We start from the raw sequence: 25,743 nt of genomic DNA, 5'->3' as shown, positions 1-25,743 counted from the left end.
GCTTCTCTGCGCAGCATCACCTCCTCCGCCCGCCGCTACGACATTCGCGTAACTTTCCGCCGCGTAATACCATGTATAGGCTGACATACTTGCCAGCACAAGCGGCCATCCACCTGCCTTGAGAGACGCCGCCCTGCGCCTTGCCATTCCGCCAGCAGGGCGCATGGTCGTCGACGCCCAGCCCTTGAGTCGACCCGGGCAGACGCAGAACCACGCTAACAATCTAGCGGCAGTCATCACCGAGCGATCCGGGCCAGCGTTGCCTGGCTCTCCCGCAGCCACTCGGCGTACACTTTCAGACTAGGCCGGCGCAACTAGCCGCTTGACGCGAAACCCGCCGCTGGCCAATTTGCTCCAACCAACGTTGACCGGCCTTTTCGCAGCGCGCAGCCTCCAGAATGCCGGCCTGCCAATCCACGCTCTACTGCATATGCCATGAAAAATACCAAACGATGCCCATGGTGCGGCGACGATGCTTTATATACCGCCTACCACGACGAGGAATGGGGGCGTCCCGAACGGAACGACCGCAAGCTGTATGAAATGCTGGTGCTGGAAGGCGCGCAGGCCGGACTGTCCTGGATCACCATCTTGCGCAAGCGCGAAGGCTACCGCGACGCCTTCCACGGCTTTGATCCGGAACGAGTGGCGGCGATGACCGACGATGACGTCGAACGGCTGATGCAGAACCCCGCCATCGTGCGCAACCGCCTGAAAATCCACAGCGCCATCCGCAACGCCAAAGTATTTCTGCAGATGCAACGCCAACACGGCAGCTTCGCCGACTGGCTGTGGGCGCACGTCGATGGGCAGCCCATCGTCAATCGCTGGCGCAGCCACGCCGAATGTCCCGCCTCGACCGAGCTATCCGACCGCATCAGCAAGGCGCTGAAAAAGGCAGGCATGAACTTCGTCGGCAGCACGGTGATCTACGCCTACCTGCAGGCCTGCGGCGTGGTCAACGACCATCTGCTGGACTGCCATCGGCACCCAGACCAGACGGGCTGAGCGGGCAGACTGGCCATGGCATGACCCTTCATCCAGCACGGCGGCCTGATGGAAAGCGCATGAACAAAACCGCCGGCGACAAAGTCGCAGGCGGTTTGAAAACGGCTGCGGCGGCGAGTCTTGCTTGAATAAGCTGACTCCTCCAGCCAGACAGACGGCTTACTTCTGTTGCGGAGCCGGCTCTGCCACAAAGATCTCCACGCGACGGTTCATCGCGCGGCCGGACACGGTGCCGTTATCCGCCACCGGCTCGCGCGAGCCGCGGCCATCGATGGCGATGCGGCCGCTGGCCACGCCGCGCGACACCAGATAGTCCTGGGTAGCCTTGGCGCGGTTGATCGACAACGGGCCGTTGATCGCATCGCTGCCGGTGCTGTCGGTATGGCCGATGATGCTCACCGTGGTAACCGGATTCTGCTTAAGGGTGGCGGCCAGCTTGGCCAATACCGGCTTCAGGCTGGGCTTCAGCGCATATTTGCCGGAATCAAACGAGGCGTCGCTGGGGATATTGATCTTGAGCCGGTTATCGGCAGTTTGGCTGACATCAATGCCGGTGCCCTTGGTCGCCTGCTCCATCGCCTCTTTTTGCTTTTGCATATGCTGCGACCATAGGTAGCCGCTGCCCGCGCCGATCAGGCCGCCGATGGCCGCGCCGGTGGCCGCGCTGCGGCCGGTATGCCCGCCGGCGGTCAGGGCGCCGATAGCCGCGCCCACGCCGGCGCCAATCGCCGCGCCGCCGCCCACGCCCTTTTGCGTGTCTCTCATATTGGCGCAACCGCCCAGGCCTGCCAGGCTAGCGGCCACCAAAGTAGACACCATCGCGTTCTTGATCATGCTTTCATCCTTTTCATACTGATTGCGAAGAGACCGCCTCTGGCGCGGCGGGTTCCCCACACCGCGCCATCACGCGCCGCGCGGCTTGCGGTAATATTGCAGCTTGCCACCATCGGCACGTCGCGCCGAACCAAGCAGCGGCATCGATGGCGGCGCAACCGCCATCGTTCTGATCGATACCAAAGCCGGCGCGATTGCCGTGTATAATACCGCCCAATCGTTCGGCCCGCGCCCGATCTACCGCATGACGGTCGATCTGGCCTTTTGACCTGCGCAATCATGAAACGGCGCGCCGGTTTGGATAGCATGGTCGAACCCGCTGGCGAGCGGCCACATCGCCCTCCCCGCGCAAGACAGGGCCGCTCAGGCGGCGCAGGCCAAGCAGTATGAACTTATCCGGAGAATTGAATGAACAGCATCACCTTTGACGGCCGCCTGGCCGCCGACGCCGAACTGCGCTACACCCCGAGCGGCGAGCCCGTTCTGTCGTTCCGCGTGGCCAGCGACATCGGCTTCGGCGAGCGCAAAAGCACCAACTGGTTCAGCTGCCAGGTGTGGGGCAAGCGCGGTGAGTCGCTGAAGAACTACCTGGCCAAGGGACAGCAAGTCACCGTATACGGCCAACTGACGCTGCGCGAGTGGCAAGACAAGGACGGCAACAAGCGCCTGTCCCCGGATGTGCGCGTCAACGAACTCAGCCTGCAAGGCGGCCGCAGTGAAATGGGCGCGTCCTCCGGCGGCATGGGCGGCGGCATGGAAGAAAGCTACGGCTACAACGCCCCGGCCCCGCGCCAGGAAGCCCCGGCCGCGCCGCGTCGCCAGGAGCCGAAGCCGGCTCCGCGCATGGACGATATGGACGACGATATTCCGTTTTGACCGGAACATGAGGCAGCCCGCCTAATCTGGCCGGAAGTCCCAATGCAATCCATCGCATTGACGGGCATCCGGCCTTTTCCAATTTGGGCAGGCAAGACGCCTGCCGCTTCAACCTTATGCATGGAACAGAATTGACCGAGCGCCGCCTTGGCTCAGCCTCGGCCGTTCAATCCGTCTCGGTCAACCGTTCAAACGCTCAATCCAGACTGCGGTCCCGCAGCTCGGCAATCGCGTCTTCCAGTTGCTTTTTCTGCTCGGCGTCGCCAAAGCAATCGTCCGATAGCAGCTGCACCAAACGTCCCAAGGCGTGGGCCACTCGGTAGCGCTGGCCATCAGGCAGCGGCGGCAGCGCTTCCGCCACGCTGTCGGCATTGACCCATACCTGCTCCACCAGCGTCACCACGCAGGCCAGCAGCGCTTCGCCGCGCAGCTCCGGCAGGGCCAGGGCTGCGGCGGCCTGGTCGCAATGCGCTTCCAGGCCCAGAATGCGCAACAGCTGCTTCAGATCGCCGATGACGGCGGCGAGATGGCTGCCGACGATAGGCTGCCCGCTGGCGGATAGTTCATAGGACAGCACGCGCAGCATGACGCGCAGCTTGCGCTGCCGCCCTTCGCGCTCGCCCAGCGCTTCCAGCCATTGCGACAGCTTCTGCTTGGGCGCGCTGGCGCGATGGTAGAGGCGAGTCAATTCCTGGCGCAGCGCCGGCGTGGGCGCGCCGTACTCCAACGCGCCGAACAGCGAAAGCGCCAGCGTATCGTCCTCGGCCAGGCTGGCCAGCGCCTCCTCCAATCGGCGGCGCAGCCGCGGGTCCGGCCGGCCGCGCGCCAGCCAGGCCGCAAGCTGCAAGGCGGCGCGGCCTGGGTCCGGCGTTTGCGACTGCAAGGCCACCAGCAGCTGCGGCGCGCGCAACCAGTCCTGCGGGCCGGACAGCAGGCTGTCCAAGTCCGCCGCCTCCACCGCGGCCAACTCCGCCACCAGCTTTTGCATCAGTACGCGGCCACGCACATTGTCCTGCCCGGCCGGTCCGCGCCGCGTGTCGCGCAGCCTGCCGCCCAGGGCGAAGCCCAGGTCCTCCTGGGTTTCCGCCAGCGCGTCGCTTTCAAATTCCAGCAACTCAGCCTGCGCCAGCGCCAAAACCGACTCGGTTGGCGCGGCGCGGTCATGGCGCGCCGTCGCCAGATTGTCTTCGACATTGCCCAGCGCGCCGCCGGAGCTGATCTGATCCAGTCTAAGCATGCGCTACCCTCCCCGGCTCTCCCGCCAATTGTTGCAATACCCTGGCTTGATGCGCGGGTTCGTCCAGATGGACGCGCACCAGCCCGTTGTCCAGCCTGGCCTGACCGGTCGCCAAGCAGGGATCGGCCATCACCTTGACTTCCGGCGCGCTTGCCCAGGCGCGGGTGGCCGCGGCCAGCGCAGAGGGCGACACGCAAAGCGTGACGCGTCCACGCGGCAATAATTCGGCCACCTTGCGCTCCACTCGGCGCAGCAGTAATTGGTTCTGGTCGCTTTGCCCCAGCACCTCCTCCAGTACGCGTGCGGTGAGCGTCCGCCAGCGCTGCGCCAGTTCGCGGGCGATCAATTGCTCCATCTCCTGTTCGCAGCACAGCCATTGCACGGCTTCGTCCACGGCCTCATCGCGCGCCTGGCGGCGGATGGCGGCGGCATCCTGCCTGGCGGCTTCGCGCAAGGCCTCGGCTTCGAGCCGCGCCTGCTCCAGCTCTCCCTGAGCCTGGCGGCGGAGCGCCTCGGCATCCTCGCGCGCGGCCGCATGCAAGGCCTCCAGCGCTGCGGCTTGATCGCGCCTGGCGGCCAACTCTGCGGCGGAGACTATGGTTCCTGCCGGCATGGGGCCTGGCAACAGAATGACCGGTAGGTTCAGAGGATTGTTCATAACCACCTCAGCAGCTTCTGCAGCACCGGCTCCACCGGCTGCGGCGGCGCCAGTAAGGTAGAAGGCGGCCACAGCAGCCTGCACAGACGCAGCGCCGGGGCCGCAGCGTCCGCCAGCCAGGCGGCGCCGATCTCGCAGGCTCGTGCCGGCAACATGGCCGGTGTCAGATCGGCGCGCGTGCCTTCCAATGGCAGCAATGCCTGCAACTGCGCTAGCGCCCTGCCGTCCAGCCTGCTGGATAGCGCCTCGCGGTACGGTTTGAGCAAGACATAGTCTGGGCAACGCAATGCCCAAAGTCCCAAGGCCATGCACAAGGCCTCGCGACGCTGCTCATCGGCCAGCAAGGGTTCGGCGATAGCCGGCAGCGGCGGCGCGGCGCCCGCCTGCCCCAGACGGCGGGCGATCAAGTCGTCCAGCGGCGGACGCAGCAAGGGCTGCTGCGCGTAAGGCTCGCGCCAGGACGCAAGATCCAGCGCCGCCCACCAGGCGGCATCCATGTCTTGTCCAGGCTGATGCCATAGCGCATACAAGCGCCGCAGCGCCGGGCTCATCCGGCGACTCCCGGCCGACGGCGCCGCCACATCGCCACGGCGGCGCACACGCCCAGCAGCGCCGTCCCGCCGGCCGCGGCGATGGCCGGCCATGGCGTCTGGCGCGCGACGGGCGCCGGCGGCAGGTAGCGGTATTCTGCGCGTTGCAGCGTCAGCGTGATGCGATCCGCCGCCAGCCCCGGAATGCCGTCACGCACCAAGGCGCGGATTTCCGCCTCGCGCGCCGGCAGGTTGATCTCCGGGCTGTACTTGATGAACACCGCAGCGGATGACGGCGCCGGCGCCTCGCCATCGACGGCGCGCGGCTCGGCGACCGACACCTCGGCCGTGATCACGCCGTCCATGCTGCCCAGCATCTTCTCCAGCTGCTGGCTCTTCAGATAGTTGAGCTTGGCCTCCTCCTGCGCCGGAGAAGACACCAACTGCCCGCTGGGAAACAGGTTCTGCATGGTCACCGTCTTGCGCTTGGGCAGGCCGTTCTGACGCAGCACCTCGACGGCATCGACGAAGCGGTCCTCTTCCACCCGCAGCGAGACGCCATCCTTGCCCACCTGTTTTTCCGCAGGGATTTTGTTATAGATGAGCAGCGCCAGCATCTGATTGGCCTCGGTTTCGTCCAGCTTGCTGTACAGCTCGCTCTTGCAGCCGGCCAACAGCGGCAAGACGAGCAGCAGCAGGACCCATGGCGAGGTTTTCATTGCATGTTCACCAGCTTGTTGATGGACTGGGTCAGCGATCCGGCCACTTTGGCCGTCAGTTCGGTGCCGACGGCCAATTCATTGAACGCGCTTTGCGCGGCGAACAGCGCGCCGGGCTCGTCGGCGGCCTTGGGATTGTTCAAGAGTTCCGCGAAGCGTTGCTGCGCCGACTGGCTCGGCTGAGCCGGCTCAGCCTCGCCCAGGGGAGCGATGGCGGCCAGGGCATGGGTAATGGCTTCGATAGTCATGATTCGGACTCCTTTGAGGAAGACTTCAGCAAAGCGCGCAGCGGGGCGCAATCGTCATCCGGCAGGCCGGCGAGCTTGGCCGCGGCGGCGCTATGGCGGCCCAGGCCAAACAGCAGCAGGGCTTCGCAGCGCGCCAGCTGGTCGGCATCGTCCAGCCAGTCCGGCAGCGCGGCCAGGATGTCGTGCATTTCGGCGCGCAAGCCGTGATTGACGGCGGCAAAGCCGGCCTCGACGATGGTGCGCGCGATGGGGTGTGAGGCATTCATGGGTCTTCTCCTGATCCAGCTGACGCGCTTAGCCAATTTTGGAAATGATGCCCATCATCATGTCCTTGACCGCCTTCATGACCGAGCTCTCGTAGCCGATCATCACCGAGTACTGCTGCAGCGCGTATTGCGACTTCAGCATGGCTTGCGGATCGTTCTGCACATTGGCATTCATCGCCGCTTCCGCGTCGTTGGCGGAGCGGGTTACCTGGCTGCCCATCTGGGCAACAAGCGAGTCGATGTTCATGTGAATCTCCTTCAGAACAGCAGCGACGGCGCCAGCGTAAGCGGCAGGGATTCGCGGCGGACATCGCTGGGCGACATCTGAAAATGGCGGCGGAAGCTGTCGGAAAAGTGCGCGGCATTGCAAAAGCCGGACTCAAGCGCCACATCGATCACCTTTTTGGTGGTGGTCTCCAGCAAGCCGCGCGCATGCTCCAGGCGCTGCGCGAGCAGCCAGTGCTTGGCGGACATGCCAAACTTTTCCTTGAACAATTGGTTGAACTTGCGCGGCGGCAGACCCAGCGCGTCGGCGTAACGCGCGATGGGCCAGGGCTCCAGGCGGTGGCGGTGGATGAAATCGAAAAGGTCGATGTCGGCCGCCACCAGATAGCGCAGCAGCGCGGCGCAGCGTTCGCCATCGATGGCCAGACAATACGCCAGGACGAAACGCAGCATGGTCTCGTCGTCGACATCGGCCAGTTGCGCCACCGCATGCAGCAGGCCCTCATCCGCCGGCACGGCGTACAGCGTGTTCGGCGCCGCGCAACCGCCATGGTCGGCAAGCAGAGGCTGCATTTCCCGATAAACCGGCTGCAGACAGGAAGCGGGAAAACTGTAGCAACGGGCAGAGGCCGGCAACTCCAGCTCCCCGCCGCCCGCCATCAGCCACAAACCGGGCCGCTCCGCGGCGGTGTCGTTCCCGTCCAAGCGCAACGCGCCGGCTTGCGGGGCGAGGATGATGTGCAGACTGAACATCGCGCACTCCTTGGTTGACTTGGTGGGACCATCATCACGCGGGGCCAGCCATGACCCCATCAGGTCATCACCTGAATTGGGGAAAATGAAAGAGAGCGACTCAGCTGCCAAAATAGGAAAAATTGTTTTCGTGCCTGTTCACGATCTTTCGCTTTTGGACTTGGCCTACGAGAAACAAACACTCGCTCTTGCTCGCGAGATCGCAAACACGTTCAGGGAGAAGCTACGTTCCGTCACCAAACTCAGCAAAACCGCATCAGGCTACGGGCACCCCACTCAAGCCATATACGCCATCAGCCAGGTCAGCACGCCGACGAAGCTGCAGAAAATCAGGCTGTGCTTCAGCGTGAAGCGGAACAGGTCCGCCTCCTTGCCTATCAGCCCCACCGCCGCGCACGCCACGGCGATGGACTGCGGCGAAATCATCTTGCCGGTGACGCCGCCGGTGGTGTTGGCCGCCACCAACAGCACGTCCGACACGCCCAACTGGTGCGCGGTGGCAGCTTGCAAGGCCGAGAACAGCGCATTGGACGAGGTGTCGGAGCCGGTCAGGAACACGCCCAGCCAGCCCAGGAATGGCGAGAAAAACGGGAAAGCCTGCCCGGTATTGGCCAGGCACAAGGCCAGCGTGCTGGACATGCCGGAATAATTGGCGACGAAGGCGAAGGCCAGCACCATGCCGATGGACAGAATCGGCCGGCGCAGCTCGGCCAGCGTCTCTGCAAAGGCGCGCGCGCCGTCGGCCGGGCGGAACTTCAGCAGGGCCATGGACAGCAGCGCGGCCAGGAAGATGGCGCTGCCGACGGCGGAGACGATATCGAACTTGTACAAGGCCTCGTACGGCGTGTCATGCGCGACGATGGGCGCAGTCTTGAGCACCAGCTTGTCCAGCCCCGGCACATGCAGCTTCCACACCCACCCCTCCAGCGCGCCGCCCTTGCCGAACAAAGCCTTGAACGGCTTGACGCTCCACACTGTCACCAGCGCGGTCAGGATCAAAAACGGGCTCCAGGCGCGGACGATCTGCGGCAGGCTGAAACCGCTGGCCAGGCGGGCCGTCGGCGCGCGGCGGCCGCTGAAAGTGAAGATCTCGCTCGGCTGCCACACCTTCAGGAACAGCGTCAGGCACACAAGGCTGACCAGGGCCGAGGTGATGTCCGGCAGCTCCGGCCCGATGTAATTGGAAGTGAAAAACTGGGTGACGGCGAACGACACCCCGGCCACCAGAATCGCCGGCCAGGTCTGGCGCACGCCCTTGAGGCCGTCCATCATCATGACCAGCCAGAACGGCACGATCACCGACAGGATGGGCAGCTGATGGCCGGCCTTGGCGCCGATCAGGAAAGGGTCCAGACCCGTCACTTGCCCAGCCACGATGATGGGGATGCCCATCGCGCCGAAGGCCACCGGCGCGGTGTTGGCGATCAGGCACAGCCCGGCCGCATATAGCGGATTGAAGCCCAACCCCACCAGCAGCGCGGCGGTGATGGCCACCGGCGCGCCGAAACCGGCCGCCCCCTCTAAAAAAGCGCCAAACGAGAAGCCCACCAGCAGCATCTGCAGCCGCTGGTCCTCGGTCACCGACAGCACCGAGGCGCGGATGATGTCGAACTGCCCGGTCTTGACCGTGATCTTGTACAGAAACACCGCGGCGACGATGATCCAGGCGATCGGCCACAGGCCGTAGCCGAAACCGAATGCCGCCGCCGCCAGCGCCATCTGCGCCGGCATGCCGTAAAACAAGATCGCCACCGCCAGCGCGATCAGCACCGTAATCGTGCCGGCCACATGGCCCTTCATCCGCAGCACGGCCAAGGCGACAAAGAAAAAGACGATGGGCAGCGCCGCCATCAGCGCCGACAGCGCGAGGCTGCCGGATGGGAAATAGTGTTGCGTCCAGATTGCTTGCATGGGTGGCTTCTCCTCATTCCTGGTTTCGCAGGCGCAGCCGCTCCCCTGCCGACGGGCTGGGCGCGCGGCGGCATGCTAGAGGCTGGCTTGCGTTTCTTGGGTTTACATCAGCGTTGAAAAGACGGTCTTCATGACGGACCGCTGTTTGGGGTGGTGCAGAAATCCAGCAGCGCCTCGATGCTGCGGTACGGGATGCCGCCGTGCTCAGTCAGGCCGATCTGGCAGGTTCGGCTCATCGACACGCCATGGCGGCAGGCATCCGGCAAAGCGGGTTTCAATCTCCTCAGGCTGTGGGCGTTCAGTTCCGGCACGGTGAAGCCTTTGTCGCCGGCGAAGCCGCAGCAGGCGATGTCAGGCACCGTCAATTGATCGCAGCAGCTGGCGGCCAGTTGTTTCAAGCTGCCGGCCGCGCCCATGGCGGTGGCGCTGCAAGGGATGTGCAAGGCCAATTGCGGCAGCCGCTGCGCTATTTCCAACCTGGGCAGAACCTTCTCAGCCAGGAAGCTCGCTGCATCGAACAGCTGCAAGCGGGCATCCAGCAAGCCTTCGGCCTGCGCCTGCTTGACACGCGCCGCGCACGGGCTGTTGTCGAGATACACCGGGTGGCGGCCTTGACTGCTGGCCTGCAGCAGCGCCTCATTCAGCGAGGCCTGGCTGACGGCCAAGGCATCCGCCGCATTGGCCGAGGCGAAAGGCTGGCCGCAGCACAGTCCGTCATAGCCGGGCGGATAGATGGGCGCGAAACCGGCGCGGCGCAGCAGATTGATCGTATGCGCGGCGACGGACTCGCCGCCCTCGCCCTCGGCCAGCGTTCGGTTGACGCAGCTGACGAACAGCACCACTGGCTCGCCCTCGCCGCCCAGCTTCGGCAGCGGCGCGGCGGCGCGCGGCAAACTAGCCGGAACCAAGGGGATGACCTTGCGCTCGCCCGGCGGGCGTCGGGTCATGTCATGCAGCCGCTGCGCTCCCAAGCCGTGCGCCAGCCTCAAACCGGCCCGCGCCGCCGCCGTCATCCAGCCCATATGCCGCGCGGCGAAGCCGGCCAAGGCGGGACGCTTGCTTGGGCCTTGCAGCTTTTTCATCAGCAGGCCGGTATTGATGCCCACCGGGCAGCGTGTGGCGCACATGCCGGTGGCGGCGCAGGTATCGATGGCGCGGTAGCGGTAGCCAGCCGTCAAAGCCGCCAGCTCGGCCGCGCCGCCGCCGTCGCGCTCCAACTGGCGGATGCGCCGCCAGGCGACGATGCGCTGGCGCGGGCTCAGCGTCAGCCCGTGCGACGGGCAGGCCGGCTCGCAGAAGCCGCATTCGGTGCAGCGGTCCACCAGCTCGTCCGCCGCCGGCATCGGCTTCAGGTTTTCCAGGTGCAGCCGGTCGTTGTCGGTGATGATCACGCCGGGATTGAGCAGGCCTTGCGGATCGAACAGCGCCTTGATGCGGCGCATGATGTGCCAGGCGGCGTCGCCCCACTCCTGGCGCACAAACGGCGCGACATTGCGGCCGGTGCCGTGTTCGGCCTTCAAGGAGCCGTCGTACTCGCCGGCCACCAGATCGCTGACATCCTGCATAAACGCGTCGTAGCGGCTTACTTCGGCCGGGCTTTCAAAACCGGGCGCGAACACGAAGTGCAGATTGCCATCCAGCGCATGGCCGAACAGCAGCGCTTCGCTGTAGCCGTGCTTGTCGAACAGCGCGGTCAGCTTGGCCACTCCATCGGCCAGTTGGGGTATCGGAAAGGCCACATCCTCGATCACTACCGTGGTTCCCACCGGGCGCGCCGCGCCCACCGCCGGGAACAGGCCCTTGCGCAAGGCCCAGTAGGTTTCGCACTCGCGCGCGTCGCGGCTGAAGCCGCTGGAGACTTTGGGCCGGAAGCCAGCCAGCAGCGTTTCGATCTGGGCCGAGCATTCGTTCAGTCGGACCTCGCTCTCCGCCCGTAGCTCGATCAACAGGCAGGCGCTGTCCGGCCCCACCGGCTGATACAGGAAATCCGGCAGTCCCGGCTTGCCCTGCACCGCGCGGATGCTGCGGCTGTCTATCAGTTCCACCGCCGATACGCCGGAGGCATCGCGCACAGCGCTCAAGGCCGATACGGCGCGGCAGCAGGAATCCAGCTCATCGAACCACACCAGCGCCGACGCCTTGTGCGGATGCTCGACCACCGTGTTGAAGGTGATCTCGGAGATGAAGCCCAGCGTGCCTTCGGAGCCGATCATCAAATGCGCCAGCATGTCCACCGGATCAGCAAAATCCAACAGCGCGTTGATGCCGTAGCCGGTGGTGTTCTTCAGCCGGTACTTGCGGCGCACCTGCTCGGCCAGCTCGGCATCGCCGGCCAGCTCGCGCGACAGCTGCGCCAAGCCGTCCAGCAAGCCAGCGTGCGACTCGCGGAACGCCGCCACGCTGGCCGGATCTGCCGTGTCCAGCGCGCCGCCATCCAGCAAGCGCACCCGCAGCGCCTGCAGGGTGTGGTAGCTGTTGTCACGGGTGCCGCAGCACATGCCGCTGGAGTTGTTGGCGGCGATGCCGCCTATCTTGGCGGTGTTGATCGACGCCGGATCGGGGCCGATCTTGCGCCCATACGGCGCCAGCATGGCGTTGGCGTGCGCGCCTATCATGCCCGGCCCCAGGCGGATGCGTTCGCCGCCGTCCAGCACCTCGCCGCGATTGAAACCATCGCCCAGCAAAACCAGCACCGAATCGCTGACGGCCTGGCCGGAGAGGCTGGTGCCGGCGGCGCGGAAGGTGACGGCAACGTGGCGCAACCTGGCCAGCCGCAGCAGCTCGGCCACCTCGTCCTCGTTTTCCACCCGGGCGACAATCTGCGGCCGCAGTCGGTAGAAGCTGGCATCGGTGCCATAGGCCAGCGTGGATAGCGGATCGGTATAGATGCGCTTGTCCGGCATGACGCGACGCAAGTCCGCCAAAAAAACGGCATGGGCTGGGGTCATGCTTTGCCTCCCTGCTTCGCCTCGCGCTCGCGCACCAGCTCATGCAGCGTCTTGGGCGCCGGCGTCAGCGGCAGGTGGTTCTGCGTCCAGCCCAGCTGGTTTTTGGGCGCGTGCTTGCGCAAGCGCGTGGCCGTCCAGCCGAATAGCCGGTATAGATTGGACGAGGCATGGACCAGCCGCCAGCCCTTCCAGGCCATGCGCTCCGCCGTGCTGGCCGCCGCCCCCTGGCCGCGCAAGGGATGCGCCACCCGCTCATGCGCCGGGCGCTGGCTTTCCTCGCGCAGCCGCATCAGCATTTCCGGAATCGGAATCCGCACCGGGCACACCTCGCCGCAAGCGCCGCACAGGCTGGACGCCGTCGGCAGGTCGCGGGTGTTGTCCAGCCCCATCAGATGCGGCGAGATGATCTCGCCTATCGGCCCCGGATAGGTGGTGCCGTAGGCGTGGCCGCCGATGCGGGTGTAGACCGGGCAATGGTTCATGCAAGCGCCGCAGCGTATGCATTGCAGCGTCTTGCGTAACTGCTCGTCGGCGTAGGCTTGGCTGCGGCCGTTGTCCAGCAGCACCAGATGCACCTCGCGCGGGCCGTCCTTCTCGCCCGGCTTGCGCGGGCCGCTGATCATATTGAAGTAGGTGGTGATGGGCTGGCCGATGGCGGAACGGGTAAGCAGGCTGTACAGCGGCGCCACATCCTCCAACTTTTCCACGACCTTCTCGATGCCGGTGATGGCGATGTGCACATCCGGCACCGTGGTGCACATGCGGCCATTGCCCTCGTTCTCCACCAGGCACAGGGTGCCGGTTTCGGCCACGGCGAAATTGACACCGGACAGGCCGACGTCCGCGTCCAGATACTTCTGCCGCAACACGCGGCGGCCGATCTGGATCAAGGCGTCCACGTCCTCGGTGTAAGGCGTGTCCGGCAGCTGCTCGTGGAACAACTGGGCGATGTCCTGCTTGGTTTTGTGGATGGCCGGCATGATGATGTGGGTGGGCTTCTCGCCGGCCAGCTGGACGATGTACTCGCCCATATCGCTCTCCACCGCCTCCACGCCCTGCTCAGCCAGGTAATGGTTCAGCTCGATCTCCTCGCTGACCATGGACTTGCCCTTCACCATCAGCTTGCCGTTCCGGGCGGCGACGATGCCGTGGATGATGCGATTGGCCTCATCCGGCGTTTCCGCCCAATGCACCCGGACGCCGTTGGCGATGAGTTTTTCCTCCAGCTGCTCCAGCAAATCCGGCAGCTTGGACAGGCAACGCTGGCGTATGCCCTCACCCAAGGTGCGCAGGGCGGCCAGTTCGGCCTCGTCGGGAAATGCTGACAGCCGCTTGGCCATCAGGAAATCCATCGCGCCGCGCAGGCTTTGCCGCAGCTTGCCATCCGTCAGCGCCAGTTTGGCGTTGTCCTTGAAGGCGCGGGAAGGATAGATGGTGATCTTGTGCTCGCTCATCACGCCTCTCCTTCCACGTCATGGATGGCGATGTGCGGCGGCAGCAGCGCCAGCACCAGCAACTCGCGCGGGCCGTGCGCGCCGTAAGCCAAGGTTTGTTGGATGTCGGCGGTTTTGGAGGGGCCGGAAATCAGCAAGGCATTGGTAGGCATGCCGTCAGACCAGCGCTCGGCCGTCATCGCGGAATAAAAATCCGGGTACAGCGTGGCGGCGTCGAACAAGGCGATGTGCAAGGGCGGCACCAGGCTCATGGTGCGCGGCTCGGCCTCGTCCGGCCACAGCGCCAGCGTGCCGGTGGCGGCTATGCCGCAGCGCGCGGCGGTGAAGCCGGCGGCGATGTCGAACAGCTCCGCCTTCCAGCCATCCACCTCATGGTCGAACCAGACGATGCGCGGCGCGTTATGGACGCTCTCCAGGCGCTGCGCCAGCCGCCGCCCATGCGCGGTGTCGGACAAGACAATGGAGGGCTGCGGATGCGCCGCCAGCCAATCCAGCAAGGCGGCGTCCCACTCGGCCTCGCGCGTCCACAGAATGTCGGTTTTCACCGCGCGCATCATCGCCGCCCAATGGCACAAGCGGGCGATTTCATCGTCCTGGCTGGCAAAGCGCTGGAAATGGCCGGCCAGATCCGGGCGCGAAAGCGCCTGCCGTGGCGCGGCGCGCAACTTCTGCAAGATGGAAGCCCGGGCGCTCATCGCTTGCCTCCGGTGCGCTCCAGCAGGAAGCTGGCCAGATGCCGGCCCTTGAATCCGCTGCCGCACTGCCCCAGCTTGCCGTTGATATTCAATAGGCAACCGCCATCGGCGGTGACAAACTCCACCACGCCGCTGCCCTCAAGCGCTTGCGCCTTGTCCGCCACCATCGCGCCGGCGATGTCCGGATGCTTGATGGAGAAAGTGCCGCCGAAGCCGCAGCATTCGGATTCGTGGTCGTGCACCACGCGCTCGACATTCTGCAAGCGGTCCACCAATGCCCAGCAGGTCTTGTGCACACCCATCTCGCGCCGCGCCGAACAGGAGGTATGCACCGCCACCTTGACCGGCGCGCCCTGGTCCTGCGGCTGCCAGTCGAGGTGGTTCAGCAGGAAATCGGAAAATTCCACTACCCGCGCCGCGATGTCGCAAGCCTGCACTTCGTCCGGCTCCCCGGCGAACAGGCGAGGCCAGTGGTGTTTGATCATGCCGCCGCAAGAGCCGGACGGCACCACGATGGGCCAGTCCTCCGGGAAGCAGGACAATTGCGCGCGCGCCACCGCCAGCGCTTCCTTAGGATGGCCGCTGGTATAGGCCGGCTGACCGCAGCAGCTCTGGGCTTGAGGGAAATGCACCCGCACGCTCAACCTTTCCAGCAGAGCGATGGCATCCAGGCCAGCCTCCGGCAGGAACAGGTCGAGCAGACAGGTGCCGAACAGATAAACATCGGCAGGCGTCTTCATGGCTTCCTTTGTAAATTGGTAAGACCAATTATTCTTATAAAAACCACTTTAGAGTGAATGCTTGGTTTCGTCAATATGACAAGAGGACTGTCGAGATGGCGAGCCTGATATGATGACGGCGCCCGGGAAAAGCTCGATGAATCATGCGGGGAGGCAGCAATAAGGGCGCGCCGCCGTCGGACTGACGCGCCCTGCCATGCTGAATGGCGTTAGCCTGGAAACAGGATAGAAAGCCTACGCCGCCTTATCCAGCAGCAGCATCTCGCGCAGCTTGCTGGCCAGCTTCTGCGGCTCATCCTTGGAGACATAGGAATCCACACCCACCGACTCGCCCAGCTTCTTGTTGGCCATGCCGGACAATGAGGAATGCATCAACACCGGAATGCCTGCGAAGCGGGCATCGTCCTTGATCATCTTGGTCAACATATAGCCGTCCATCTCCGGCATTTCCACATCAGTCAGGATCAGGTGCAGAACCTGGTTAAGCTTGTGGCCGGCCGCCTCCGCCTGCTGCGCCATCTTTTGCAGATCTTCCCAACCGCGCATGCCGTTGATGGCCGAGGTATAGCGGATGTGCATCGCCTCCAGCGTGCGCTCGATCTGCTTGCGCGCCACCGCGCTGTCGTCGGCGAAGAAGATATGGCGGTCCTCCTTCACCGGCTCAATGGCGATATAGCTCTGTGCCTCGTCCACCAGGCAGGTCTCAGCCAGCACTTTTTCCACATCCATCATCATCACCAGCGTGCCGTTGTCCAGCTCGGTGACAGCCGTGACCAAGCCCGCCATGCGGTTGGTGATCATGTCCGGCGGAACGCGCATCGCCGCCCAATCTAGCCGCAGAATGGTGTCCACCGTCTCCACCAGGAAGCCCTGGGTATGGCCGTTGTATTCGGTGATGATCATGATTTCCGGCCGCTTCTCCGACATGATCCCGGTGTATTTACCCAGATCGATCACCGGCACCAGCGAGCCGCGCAGACTGACCATGCCTTCCACCGAGGCCGGCATTTCCGGCGCCGAAGTAATCTCCGGCGTGCGCATCACTTCCCGCACCTTGAACACATTGATGCCGAACACTTCCTTGCGCCCGGTACGCTGATCGTTGCCTAGCGAAAACAGCAGGATTTCCAGTTTATTGGTGCCTGCCAGCTTGGTCCGGGCGTCAATCTTCTTCAGAAGGTCGGACATGGCGGCATTCCTCTGATAAAAGTACTAGGTCTTTATAGCAAATCTCAAAAATTAGATAGCCCTCTCCGTCATGACAATGGATAAGGCATTTGTTATGCTGGCCCATCTGGTCAGACCAATCATCCCTGCCATGGCCTATCCGAAAGTCACTCTACCCAAGCTGTCCGACATGATCGTGCAGCAATTGGAAAAACGCATACTCGACGGCGTGCTCAAACCCGGCGACCGGCTGCCGCCGGAACGGCAACTGGCCGAGGAGTTCGGCGTGTCTCGCCCCTCCTTGCGCGAAGCGATACAACAGCTGGTATCGCGCGGCCTGCTATCCAGCCGCCAGGGCGGCGGCACCTGGGTGACGGACCGCCTGGAAACGGCGTTTTCCGACCCCTGGGAGGCATTGCTGAACCAGCACGAGGAATTGCACGACGATGTACTGGAGTTCCGCCGCGTATTGGAAGGCACGGTGGCGCGCTGCGCCGCCAGCCGCGCGACGACGGCGGACCTGGAACGGCTGCAGCACTGCGTGGACCGGCTGCAACAGGCCTATCGCGGCGGCAGCCTGGCCGAGCAGGCGCAGGCCGACGTGGCATTCCACCAGGCCGTGGCCGAGGCTTCGCACAATGTCTTGTTCGCCCACCTGTCCGGCAGCCTGCTGGCCATGCTGCAACGGCACGTGAAGGACAATATCGCCAATCTGTTCGCCGTCGGCGAAGTGGCCGAGGCGCTGCGCACGCAACACCTGGCCATCTGGCAGGCGATACGCGACCGCCAGCCGGACGCCGCGCAACTGGCGGCGGAACGGCATATCGATTTTGTCGCCGATACCCTGCAAAACCAGCAGATTCTGGCCGAGCGCGACGCCCGCGCCCGCATGCGGCTGCAGCAGGACATTTCCGGCCGTTGAAATGCAAAAGGCCGCGCCGTCTCACGACGGCGCGGCCCAAATTCGCCAAGCGCGGCTCAGCCTTGGCGGCTCATCAGCCAATCGACGTAACGATTGACGCCCTCGCTGACCGACAGCATCGCGTCGTGATAGCCGGCTTCGCGCAGCTTGGCGATGTCAGCCTCGGTGAAGCTCTGGTACTTGCCCTTCAACGCGTCCGGGAACGCGATGTATTCGACGATACCCTGCTGCACCATCTCGGCCAAGGTCAGCGCCGGCTTGCCCTCGTGGCGGCGGCAGGCATTGACGGTGGCCTCGGCCACATCATTGAACGGCTGCGACCGGCCGCTGCCCAGATTGAAGATGCCGCTTTTCTCCGGGTGATCCAGGAAGTGCAGATTGACCTTGACCACGTCCTCGACCGAAACGAAATCGCGGCTCTGCATGCCATCGCCCCATCCATCCCAGCCGCCAAACAACTTGACCTTGCCATGCTCGCGGTACTGATTGAAGTGATGGAAAGCGACTGAAGCCATGCGGCCCTTGTGCTGCTCGCGCGGGCCGTAGACATTGAAGTAGCGGAACCCTACGGCCTGGGCGGACAGACCTTCCTTGATGCGGCGGCGCAGCACCTGGTCGAACAGGAACTTGGAGTAGCCGTAAACATTCAGCGGGCCTTCGTATTCGCGCTGCTCCTGGAACACGGTGCCCTTGCCGTAGGTTGCGGCGCTGGAGGCGTACAGGAACTGGATTTCCTCGTGCTGACAGTAATCGAACAAGGCCAGCGTGTACTGATAGTTGTTGTCCATCATGTACTTGCCGTCATGGTTCATCGTATCGGAGCACGCGCCCTGATGCAGAATGGCGGTCAGTTCACCCTCGTACTCGCCGTCCAGCAACAGGTGCAGAAACTCGTGCTTGTCGAGGTAATGGCTGACCTCGCAATCGACCAGATTATGGAATTTGTCGCCGCTGGAAAGATTATCCACGGCAAGGATGTCGGTAATGCCGCGCTGGTTCAAACCCTTGACCAGATTGGAACCGATGAAACCGGCGGCGCCGGTGACGACGATAGTCATATATTGATCCTTGTTCGGCAACGGACTACTAGGTCCGGAAAATGTATGGGTTCAGAAGCCGGCGCCGGGCTGAGACAGATACGCCAGCTCCGCCGCCGTGCTGGTCCGCCCCAAAGCGGCGTTGCGATGCGGAAAACGGCCATACTCGGCAATCACCTCATGATGGCGTTGCGCGTAATCCAAATAGCCGCCATCCGGTACTTGCGGCTCCAAGGCGGTAAACAGCCTGACAGACAGCTGCTGGTCCGCCAGGTCCTCGCTATGCTCGAACGGCAGATAAAAAAACACCCGCGCCACCGGAGGCAATTGCTTGTCCAGCTCCCGTTCCAGCGCCAAACAGGCGCCATCGCGCGCCTTGGCATCGGTGGCGAAAGCCCTGCCCTCGCCGCGAAATAAATTGCGCGGAAACTGGTCTGCGACGATCAGCCAAGCCAGCGCGGCGCGGGCATCTTCAGCGTCGATGGCCAGCTCCCCGGCATGCAGGCGCTGCCAGTTGTCGAAAAAGTGGCGGCGAATGGCGGCGTCGAACACCTCGTCCTTGGCGAACCACGCGCTGCGGCGTGTACTCAGGCTGGCATCGTCGACGCCGCCAAACCAGAACTGCAATACCGCATCGACCTGCTCCGTCGTCAACTTAGCCATCGTCGCCTCTTTAGATTCATCAGTTACTCGCTACAGAGCCAGCAACTCCTGTTGCGTGCATACCGCGGTGCCAAGCTTGCCCACCACCACGCCAGCGGCGGCATTGGCCAGGCTCATCGCCACCGGCAGCGTCAAGCCGGCGGCCAGCGCCAGGCCCAGCGTGCCGATCACCGTATCGCCGGCGCCGGACACATCGTACACCTCGCGCGCCAACGTCGGCTGGTGCAGCGCGCCTTCGGCGCGGAACAGCGTCATGCCTTCCTCGCTGCGCGTCACCAGCAGGGCGTCCAGATTCAGCTCTTCGCGCAAATCCTGCGCCTTGCGGGTCAACGTGTCCTCGTCGCGCCAGCTGCCGGCCACTTGCCGGAACTCGCTGCGGTTCGGCGTCAGCAAGGTGGCGCCGGCGTACTTGCTGTAATCGTCGCCTTTGGGGTCGATCAGCACCGGCTTGCCGGCCGCGCGCGCCAGACGGATCATCTCTTCGACATGCGTCAGGCCGCCCTTGCCATAGTCGGACAGGATGACCACATCATGTTCGCCCACGATATCGGCGAACTCCTGCAGCTTGTCGGCCAGGATTTCATGGCTGGGCGCGTCTTCAAAGTCGAGCCGGATCAGCTGCTGCTGTCGCGCTACCACCCGTAGTTTCACCGTGGTGGAGATATTGGCGTCGCGCTTGAGCGAAGTGGCGATGCCATCGCGCACCAATAGCGCCTCCAGCGCGTTGGCCGCCTCGTCGTCGCCGACCACCGACAGAATGCTGGCCTTGCCGCCCAGCCCGGCGATATTGCGCGCCACATTGGCCGCACCGCCGGCACGCTCCTCGCTGCGCGCGATCTTGGCCACGGGCACCGGCGCTTCCGGCGAAATCCGCGATACATCGCCGAACCAATAGCGGTCCAGCATCACGTCGCCCACCACCAATACGCGGGCCGCCGCCAGTTTTTCAGCCAGCATGGCGGCGTTCAGCCCCAGATCTTGCATCACACCCATGATTCTATCTTTCAGCGGCCGATGGCGTGGTAATCGAAACCTTGCTCGCGCAGCCAGGCCGGATCGTACATATTGCGTCCGTCGAAGATCAGCGGCTGCTTCAAGCTACGCTTGATCGCATCAAAGTCCGGCGCGCGGAACATCTTCCACTCGGTGACGATCAGCAAGGCATCCGCGCCATCGAGCGCGCCCATCATATTGTCGGCAAAGGACAGGCCTGCGATGCCGCCCATCACGCGCTGCGCCTCATGCGTAGCCACCGGATCGAAGGCGGTGACCTTGGCGCCTCGGCGGCTCAACTCTTCCACCACCACCCGGCTCGGCGCTTCGCGCATATCATCGGTATTGGGTTTGAACGCCAGGCCCCACAGCGCAAAGCGACGGCCGGACAAGTCTTCGCCGAAACGCGCGACGACTTTTTCCACCAGGCGCAGCTTCTGCACCTCGTTGGCCTCTTCCACCGCGGTCAGCACGCGCAGCGTGTGGCCGTTTTCCTTGGCCGTCTGCACCAGCGCCTTGACGTCCTTCGGGAAGCAGGAGCCGCCATAACCAACGCCGGGATACAGGAAGTGGTAGCCGATGCGCGGGTCGGAACCCATGCCCAGCCGCACCTGCTCGATATCCGCGCCCATGGTTTCCGCCAGATTGGCCAGTTCGTTCATGAAGGAAATACGAGTGGCCAGCATGGCATTGGCGGCATACTTGGTCAGTTCAGCCGAACGCACATCCATCAACAGCACGCGTTCGTGGTTGCGCTGGAACGGCTTGTACAGGCGGCGCATGATCTCGGCGGCGCGCTCGTCGTCAACGCCGATCACCACGCGATCGGGGCGCATGAAGTCGTCGATTGCCGCGCCTTCCTTCAGGAATTCTGGGTTAGACACCACGCTGAAAGGGATATCGGCGCCGCGAGCGGCGAGTTCCTCAGCGATGGCGGCTCGCACCTTGTCGGCCGTACCCACCGGCACGGTGGACTTGTCCACCACCACGCGGTAGTCCGTCATGTGGCGGGCGATGCTGCGCGCCGCGGCCAGTACGTATTGCAAATCGGCCGAGCCATCCTCGTCCGGCGGCGTGCCGACGGCGATGAACTGGACGTCGCCGAAGGCGACTGATTCCGCCACGTCGGTAGTGAAATGCAAGCGACCGGCCGCGACATTGCGCTTCACCATGTCTTCCAAACCGGGTTCGAAAATGGGAATGCCGCCGTTTTGCAGAATCTCGATCTTGCGCGGGTCCACATCCAGACAGCAGACGTGATAGCCGGTCTCAGCCAGGCAGGTGCCAGTCACCAGGCCCACATAGCCCGAACCAATGACAGTGATTTTCATGATTTCTTAGCCTGAAAAATATCTTGATTGATGGCACGCAGCGTCGCCAGTGGATCTTGCGCGCCGGTGATGGCGCGGCCGATCACTAGGTAATCGGAGCCGGCATCCAAGGCCGCCAGCGGCGTCATCACACGGCGCTGGTCGTCGTTGGCGCCATCGGCCAGCCGAATCCCAGGCGTGACCAGTTTGAACTCTTGCCCCAGCGCCTGTTTCAGCAGCTTGGCCTCCTGCGCCGAACACACCACGCCGTCCAGGCCGCAATCGCGGGTCAGCGTGGCCAGCCGCAGCACATGCTGCTCCGGCGTGGCGTCAATGCCGATCTCGGCCAGGTCGGACGCCTCCATGCTGGTCAACACCGTCACCGCGATCAACAGCGGGCGCTGGCTGAAGCCCGCCAGCGCTTCGCGCGCGGCCTCCATCATGCGGCGGCCGCCCGAGGCATGGACATTGACCATCCATACGCCGGAATCGGCAGCAGCCTTGCAGGCCTGGGCCACCGTATTGGGAATGTCGTGGAATTTCATGTCCAGAAAAACTTGAAACCCGCGCGCCGCCAACGATTCGACCAGGCTGCGCCCGCTGGAGGTAAACAATTCCTTGCCCACTTTCAAGCGGCATTCGGCAGGGTCCAGCCGGCTGGCGAAGGCCAAAGCCTCGGCGGCGTCGGCGAAGTCCAGCGCCACGACAACCGGAGAGACGTCACGCGCGTCCGCGCTTGCAATCAAAGGATTCATCGATGCTCCATAATTTATTCTATTCCGCGCACGTCGGTCCCCGCCGACGGCGCGGCACTGCAATCTGTATCAGGCTTCCGAGCGATTGGCGGTAAAGCTTTCCCACTCGCCGCAGGCCGGGCAATGCCAGAAGAAGGCGCGGGAGCGGAAGTTGCAGCACTTGCAGCGATGCACGCTGAGCCGCTGCGAGTGTTTCAGCAGCAAGGCGCGCGCCACTTCGGCATCCATCCGCCCTTCCGGCGACAACTCGTCCATCTGCGCTTCTATCATCCGGTATACGCCGGCCAGGCTAGGCCGCGCATGCACCGCCTCGCGCACGCCTTCCAGCGCCTTGGCCTCGCCCTCGTAGGTGGCGATTTTCTGGTACAACAGATCGGTCAGTTCCAACTGCGGGAACGTGCGCTGGTAGCCACGCAGCAATGCGATGCCTTCCAGCGGCCTGCCCTGCTTCTCGTAAGCGTCGAACAGCCGCTCGGCGGCCATCGACAAGTATTCATAGTTTTGTTTCTCTATACTTTGCCAAGCCGCGATCGCGGCATCGAGATTGCCCTCGGCGAACTCGATGTCGCCGAGAATCAGACTGGCGCGTACGCATTTGCGGTTGGCCGCGATGGCCTCGGCCACATACTGACGGGCCAAGCCGTAATGCGACTGGTACAACTCGCCCTGGGCCAGCTCGCAATAGAATTGCGCCACTTCATGCTGGAACGAGTGGGCGTCGCTGCGCAGTTCGCGCGCGGTTTCGATGGCTTTTTTCCAGTCACGGTCCTGCTGGTAGATGTCCAGCAGCTGCCGCCTCGCCGCCAGCGCCATATTGCCGTTCAGCAACTTCAGCAGAATTTCCTCGGCGCGGTCGACCAGACCGGCTTTGCGGAAGTCCTGCGCCAGCTCGTTGCGGACCAGATCGCGCTGCTCGCTGGGCAGGTCGGAGGAATCCAGCATCTGCTGATGCAGGCGGATGGCGCGGTCATTCTCGCCGCGCTTGCGGTACAACTTGCCGAGGATATGCTGCAACTCCAACGCCGAACCTTGTTGACGCGCCACCTCGGCCAGCGCCTGGGCCGCGACATCGGTCTTATCCTCGACCAGCGCGTCCAAACCGCGGAAATAGGCAATCGGCACCGACTTCGCCTGTTTCAGCACGGTGCGCATATCGACGCGCGCCGCAAACCAGCCGAGTCCGAAAAAAGCCGGAAACAGCAGCAGCCACCACAAATCAAGTTCCAACAGCAATCCTTTCGGGATGAGAAATCCAGGCCGGCTGAGCGGCCCGGGGGACAAGCTCAATCAGCCAGCGCGTCGCTGGGGTCATTGACAGTCTTGCGGGCAGGCGGGCGGTTGCGCAGCTCTTTTTTCAGCTGAGACAACTCGCGGCGGGTTTTCAGGTAGAAGCTGAAGGTGGCCAGCAAGCCCACGAGCGCGCCGGCCACGAAGAACAGCAACAGGAACACGATAAGCGGCGCCGACCAGGATTGGCCGAAGAACAATTTAAATTCGACCGCATGGCTGTTCTGCACGGTGACGGCGATCAACAGCAGCAACAGCGCCAGTTCGACGATACGCAACAAATATCGCATGGATTCGCTCAATGAGTTTGCCGGAGTGCAATTTTAAACGATAGCCGGCCACAACCCAAGCCCGGACACGCAAAACGAAAAAAGCGCCGCATAATGCGGCGCTTTTCAGCATAAAACCGGGAAACTGCGCTCAGACCTGGGTCTGCTCCACGATGGAAAGATCCACACGCTCGCGCAGTTCCTTGCCGGCCTTGAAATGAGGCACGTATTTCTCAGGAACCGAGACGCTGGTGCCCGACTTGGGGTTGCGGCCGACACGCGGCGGACGGTAGTTCAGGTCGAAGCTACCGAAGCCGCGGATTTCGATCCGGCTACCCTGCGCCAGGTTGTTGGCCATCGCGTCCAGAATGGTCTTGACGGCCAACTCAGCATCTTTGTAGACCAACTGAGAATTGCGCTCGGCGAGTCTCTCGGACAGCCTCGCGATCAGCTCAGATTTGGTCATGACGCGATTACTCGTTAGAACCGGACAGTTTTGCCTTCAGCAGAGCACCCAGGTTGGTGGTGCCAGCGGAAGCGCTGTCAACGGACAGGTTCTTCAGAGCGGCGCTGTCTTCTTGAGCGTCCTTAGCCTTGATGGACAGGCTGATGTTGCGGGACTTGCGATCCACGGCAACGATCACGGCCTCGACTGCATCGCCATCCTTCAGGATGGAGCGAGCGTCTTCCACGCGGTCGCGGGACAGTTCGGAAGCGCGCAGGTAGCCTTCAACGTCGGTATCCAGAGCGATAACGGCACCCTTGGCGTCAACGGACTTAACAGTGCCCTTGACCAGCGCGCCCTTGTCGTTCATGGCAACGAAGTTGTTGAACGGATCGCCTTCCAGTTGCTTGATGCCCAGGGAGATGCGTTCTTTTTCCACGTCGATGGACAGAACAACGGCTTCAACCTCGTCACCCTTCTTGAACTTGCGCACGGCTTCTTCGCCAGCTTCGTTCCAGGACAGGTCGGACAGGTGAACCAGGCCGTCGATGCCGCCCGGCAGACCAACGAACACGCCGAAGTCGGTGATGGACTTGATCGCGCCCTTCAGCTTGTCGCCCTTGTGGAAGTTGTCGGCAAACTCGTTCCACGGGTTGGCCAGGCACTGCTTCATGCCCAGGGAGATACGACGACGGTCTTCGTCGATTTCCAGGATCATGACTTCCACTTCGTCGCCAACTTGAACCACCTTGGACGGGTGTACGTTCTTGTTGGTCCAGTCCATTTCGGACACGTGCACCAGGCCTTCGATGCCTTGTTCGATTTCCACGAACGCGCCGTAGTCGGTCAGGTTGGTCACCTTGCCGAACAGACGGGTGCCGGACGGGTAGCGGCGGGACAGACCCACCCACGGATCTTCGCCCAGTTGCTTCAGACCCAGGGATACGCGGTTCTTCTCTTGGTCGAACTTCAGTACCTTGGCTTCCACTTCGTCGCCCACGGCCAGAACTTCGGACGGGTGCTTCACGCGGCGCCATGCCAGGTCGGTGATGTGCAGCAGGCCATCGATGCCGCCCAGGTCAACGAACGCACCGTAGTCGGTGATGTTCTTGACGATACCCTTGATAACAGCGCCCTCTTTCAGGGTTTCCAGCAGAGCCTTGCGCTCTTCGCCCAGGGTTTCTTCCAGCACGGAGCGGCGGGAAACCACGACGTTGTTGCGCTTGCGATCCAGCTTGATAACCTTGAACTCGATCTGCTTGTTTTCGTACGGAGTGGTGTCTTTCACCGGACGCACGTCAACCAGGGAGCCCGGCAGGAAGGCGCGGATGCCGTTGACCATGACGGTCAGACCGCCCTTGACCTTGCCGCTGATCAGGCCGGACAGGATGGTGCCAGCTTCCAGGGCTTCTTCCAGCTCAACCCAGGCGGCCATGCGCTTGGCTTTTTCGCGGGACAGCTTGGTCTCGCCGAAGCCGTTTTCCAGCGCGTCGATGGCGACGGTGACGAAGTCGCCGATAGCCACTTCGACCACGCCTTGGTCGTTCTTGAACTCTTCGGCCGGAATCAGGGATTCGGACTTCAGGCCGGCGTTCACGGTTACAAAGTTGGAATCAACAGCCACAACTTCGGCAGTGATCACTTCGCCCACGCGCATGTCGTGCAGGGTCAAGCTTTCTTCGAACAGCTGGGCAAAGTTTTCCATGGAGAGGGTAGTCATCAAGCGTACTCTCGGTTGCACGCCTCACGGCGTGCGGGGTTAGGGTTGAACACACGGCCGCTTTTGCATTGCA

General features: G+C 63.5%; 28 protein-coding genes. 4 read left to right on the top strand and 24 right to left on the bottom strand.

All coding sequences use genetic code 11. The annotated features are described in order from the left end of the window. The first annotated feature begins 435 nt into the window (after window positions 1-435). Window positions 436-1,008 carry a DNA-3-methyladenine glycosylase I gene (locus JHD59_RS06805; protein ID WP_199153680.1) on the top strand — a complete coding sequence of 191 codons (573 nt, stop codon included), beginning with the start codon at window positions 436-438 and terminating at the stop codon, window positions 1,006-1,008. Between the two features lie 159 nt (window positions 1,009-1,167). Here JHD59_RS06805 and JHD59_RS06800 read toward each other — a convergent pair whose 3' ends face one another. Then, a complete protein-coding gene (locus tag JHD59_RS06800) occupies window positions 1,168-1,842 on the bottom strand; it encodes an OmpA family protein (RefSeq protein WP_199153678.1) in 675 nt (224 codons plus the stop codon). Between the two features lie 103 nt (window positions 1,843-1,945). On the opposite strand from JHD59_RS06800, the gene JHD59_RS06795 reads away from it, so the two are divergent. Then, the gene (locus JHD59_RS06795) at window positions 1,946-2,110 is read left to right on the top strand and encodes a hypothetical protein (protein ID WP_199153677.1); all 165 of its coding nucleotides are present in this window, start codon (window positions 1,946-1,948) and stop codon (window positions 2,108-2,110) included. A gap of 140 nt (window positions 2,111-2,250) precedes the next feature. Continuing rightward, window positions 2,251-2,718, top strand: coding sequence for a single-stranded DNA-binding protein (locus JHD59_RS06790; RefSeq protein WP_043628890.1), 468 nt, complete (start codon window positions 2,251-2,253; stop codon window positions 2,716-2,718). Window positions 2,719-2,914: 196 nt separating this feature from the next. Here the strand turns inward: JHD59_RS06790 and JHD59_RS06785 are convergent, their stop codons facing one another. The 14 genes from JHD59_RS06785 to JHD59_RS06720 form a co-directional block, all read right to left on the bottom strand. Beyond that, on the bottom strand, window positions 2,915-3,955 hold the full coding sequence (locus tag JHD59_RS06785; protein WP_199153676.1) for an HrpJ domain-containing protein: 1,041 nt from the start codon (window positions 3,953-3,955) through the stop codon (window positions 2,915-2,917). Further along, the gene (locus JHD59_RS06780; RefSeq protein WP_199153675.1) at window positions 3,948-4,613 is read right to left on the bottom strand and encodes a hypothetical protein; all 666 of its coding nucleotides are present in this window, start codon (window positions 4,611-4,613) and stop codon (window positions 3,948-3,950) included. The genes JHD59_RS06785 and JHD59_RS06780 overlap by 8 nt, the downstream gene beginning before the upstream one ends. Then, window positions 4,610-5,164, bottom strand: a complete 555-nt coding sequence (locus tag JHD59_RS06775; RefSeq protein WP_199153674.1) for a type III secretion system domain-containing protein — start codon at window positions 5,162-5,164, stop codon at window positions 4,610-4,612. Before JHD59_RS06775 ends, JHD59_RS06780 begins: the two co-directional genes overlap by 4 nt. Further along, the gene (gene sctJ / locus JHD59_RS06770; protein WP_199153673.1) at window positions 5,161-5,862 is read right to left on the bottom strand and encodes a type III secretion system inner membrane ring lipoprotein SctJ; all 702 of its coding nucleotides are present in this window, start codon (window positions 5,860-5,862) and stop codon (window positions 5,161-5,163) included. Before sctJ ends, JHD59_RS06775 begins: the two co-directional genes overlap by 4 nt. Beyond that, window positions 5,859-6,110 (bottom strand): type III secretion system inner rod subunit SctI, encoded by a 252-nt coding sequence (gene sctI / locus JHD59_RS06765; protein ID WP_071110394.1) that lies wholly within the window; start codon window positions 6,108-6,110, stop codon window positions 5,859-5,861. The genes sctJ and sctI overlap by 4 nt, the downstream gene beginning before the upstream one ends. Beyond that, window positions 6,107-6,376 carry an EscG/YscG/SsaH family type III secretion system needle protein co-chaperone gene (locus JHD59_RS06760; RefSeq protein WP_071110393.1) on the bottom strand — a complete coding sequence of 90 codons (270 nt, stop codon included), beginning with the start codon at window positions 6,374-6,376 and terminating at the stop codon, window positions 6,107-6,109. Before JHD59_RS06760 ends, sctI begins: the two co-directional genes overlap by 4 nt. A gap of 28 nt (window positions 6,377-6,404) precedes the next feature. Beyond that, window positions 6,405-6,623: a type III secretion system needle filament subunit SctF gene (sctF, locus tag JHD59_RS06755; protein ID WP_043627551.1), complete on the bottom strand. Its 219-nt coding sequence runs from the start codon at window positions 6,621-6,623 to the stop codon at window positions 6,405-6,407. 11 nt (window positions 6,624-6,634) lie between these two features. Beyond that, window positions 6,635-7,354, bottom strand: coding sequence for a helix-turn-helix domain-containing protein (locus JHD59_RS06750; protein ID WP_199153671.1), 720 nt, complete (start codon window positions 7,352-7,354; stop codon window positions 6,635-6,637). A gap of 276 nt (window positions 7,355-7,630) precedes the next feature. Beyond that, window positions 7,631-9,265 (bottom strand): lactate permease LctP family transporter, encoded by a 1,635-nt coding sequence (locus tag JHD59_RS06745; protein WP_199153669.1) that lies wholly within the window; start codon window positions 9,263-9,265, stop codon window positions 7,631-7,633. Window positions 9,266-9,393: 128 nt separating this feature from the next. Then, window positions 9,394-12,213: an FAD-binding and (Fe-S)-binding domain-containing protein gene (locus tag JHD59_RS06740; RefSeq protein ID WP_199153667.1), complete on the bottom strand. Its 2,820-nt coding sequence runs from the start codon at window positions 12,211-12,213 to the stop codon at window positions 9,394-9,396. Beyond that, a complete protein-coding gene (locus tag JHD59_RS06735) occupies window positions 12,210-13,667 on the bottom strand; it encodes a LutB/LldF family L-lactate oxidation iron-sulfur protein (protein ID WP_199153666.1) in 1,458 nt (485 codons plus the stop codon). Before JHD59_RS06735 ends, JHD59_RS06740 begins: the two co-directional genes overlap by 4 nt. Then, window positions 13,667-14,362, bottom strand: coding sequence for a lactate utilization protein (locus tag JHD59_RS06730; protein WP_199153664.1), 696 nt, complete (start codon window positions 14,360-14,362; stop codon window positions 13,667-13,669). The genes JHD59_RS06735 and JHD59_RS06730 overlap by 1 nt, the downstream gene beginning before the upstream one ends. Continuing rightward, window positions 14,359-15,102 carry a (Fe-S)-binding protein gene (locus JHD59_RS06725; RefSeq protein WP_199153659.1) on the bottom strand — a complete coding sequence of 248 codons (744 nt, stop codon included), beginning with the start codon at window positions 15,100-15,102 and terminating at the stop codon, window positions 14,359-14,361. The genes JHD59_RS06730 and JHD59_RS06725 overlap by 4 nt, the downstream gene beginning before the upstream one ends. A gap of 234 nt (window positions 15,103-15,336) precedes the next feature. Further along, window positions 15,337-16,290, bottom strand: coding sequence for a chemotaxis protein (locus JHD59_RS06720; protein WP_043622451.1), 954 nt, complete (start codon window positions 16,288-16,290; stop codon window positions 15,337-15,339). 130 nt (window positions 16,291-16,420) lie between these two features. Between JHD59_RS06720 and JHD59_RS06715 the strand changes: the two genes are divergently transcribed. After that, window positions 16,421-17,191 carry an FCD domain-containing protein gene (locus tag JHD59_RS06715; RefSeq protein ID WP_199153658.1) on the top strand — a complete coding sequence of 257 codons (771 nt, stop codon included), beginning with the start codon at window positions 16,421-16,423 and terminating at the stop codon, window positions 17,189-17,191. Between the two features lie 56 nt (window positions 17,192-17,247). On the opposite strand, the gene rfaD is transcribed toward JHD59_RS06715, so the two are convergent. The 9 genes from rfaD to rpsA all read right to left on the bottom strand — a co-directional run bounded on the left by rfaD (window position 17,248) and on the right by rpsA (window position 25,670). Beyond that, window positions 17,248-18,249, bottom strand: coding sequence for an ADP-glyceromanno-heptose 6-epimerase (gene rfaD, locus JHD59_RS06710; protein WP_103317833.1), 1,002 nt, complete (start codon window positions 18,247-18,249; stop codon window positions 17,248-17,250). Between the two features lie 51 nt (window positions 18,250-18,300). Then, window positions 18,301-18,891 carry a DUF924 family protein gene (locus JHD59_RS06705; RefSeq protein ID WP_199153656.1) on the bottom strand — a complete coding sequence of 197 codons (591 nt, stop codon included), beginning with the start codon at window positions 18,889-18,891 and terminating at the stop codon, window positions 18,301-18,303. A gap of 30 nt (window positions 18,892-18,921) precedes the next feature. Beyond that, window positions 18,922-19,884, bottom strand: coding sequence for a D-glycero-beta-D-manno-heptose-7-phosphate kinase (gene rfaE1 / locus JHD59_RS06700; RefSeq protein WP_071108408.1), 963 nt, complete (start codon window positions 19,882-19,884; stop codon window positions 18,922-18,924). An 11-nt stretch (window positions 19,885-19,895) separates the two neighbouring features. Further along, a complete protein-coding gene (locus JHD59_RS06695) occupies window positions 19,896-21,215 on the bottom strand; it encodes a UDP-glucose/GDP-mannose dehydrogenase family protein (RefSeq protein WP_103316895.1) in 1,320 nt (439 codons plus the stop codon). Next, window positions 21,212-21,949, bottom strand: coding sequence for an orotidine-5'-phosphate decarboxylase (gene pyrF / locus JHD59_RS06690; protein WP_103316897.1), 738 nt, complete (start codon window positions 21,947-21,949; stop codon window positions 21,212-21,214). Before pyrF ends, JHD59_RS06695 begins: the two co-directional genes overlap by 4 nt. A gap of 69 nt (window positions 21,950-22,018) precedes the next feature. After that, on the bottom strand, window positions 22,019-23,176 hold the full coding sequence (gene lapB, locus JHD59_RS06685; RefSeq protein WP_199153655.1) for a lipopolysaccharide assembly protein LapB: 1,158 nt from the start codon (window positions 23,174-23,176) through the stop codon (window positions 22,019-22,021). 56 nt (window positions 23,177-23,232) lie between these two features. Then, window positions 23,233-23,526 carry a lipopolysaccharide assembly LapA domain-containing protein gene (locus JHD59_RS06680; RefSeq protein WP_103317006.1) on the bottom strand — a complete coding sequence of 98 codons (294 nt, stop codon included), beginning with the start codon at window positions 23,524-23,526 and terminating at the stop codon, window positions 23,233-23,235. A gap of 130 nt (window positions 23,527-23,656) precedes the next feature. Further along, on the bottom strand, window positions 23,657-23,971 hold the full coding sequence (locus tag JHD59_RS06675; RefSeq protein WP_103316901.1) for an integration host factor subunit beta: 315 nt from the start codon (window positions 23,969-23,971) through the stop codon (window positions 23,657-23,659). Between the two features lie 7 nt (window positions 23,972-23,978). Continuing rightward, entirely contained in the window at window positions 23,979-25,670 is a 1,692-nt protein-coding gene (gene rpsA, locus JHD59_RS06670) for a 30S ribosomal protein S1 (protein WP_103316903.1), read from the bottom strand. Window positions 25,671-25,743 lie beyond the last annotated feature (73 nt).

Origin of the sequence: Chromobacterium sp. ASV23 (assembly GCF_016428945.1) — a bacterium.
In the GTDB taxonomy this organism is placed as follows: Bacteria; Pseudomonadota; Gammaproteobacteria; order Burkholderiales; family Chromobacteriaceae; genus Chromobacterium; species Chromobacterium sinusclupearum.
This window is presented reverse-complemented; position numbering and strand designations above follow the sequence as displayed.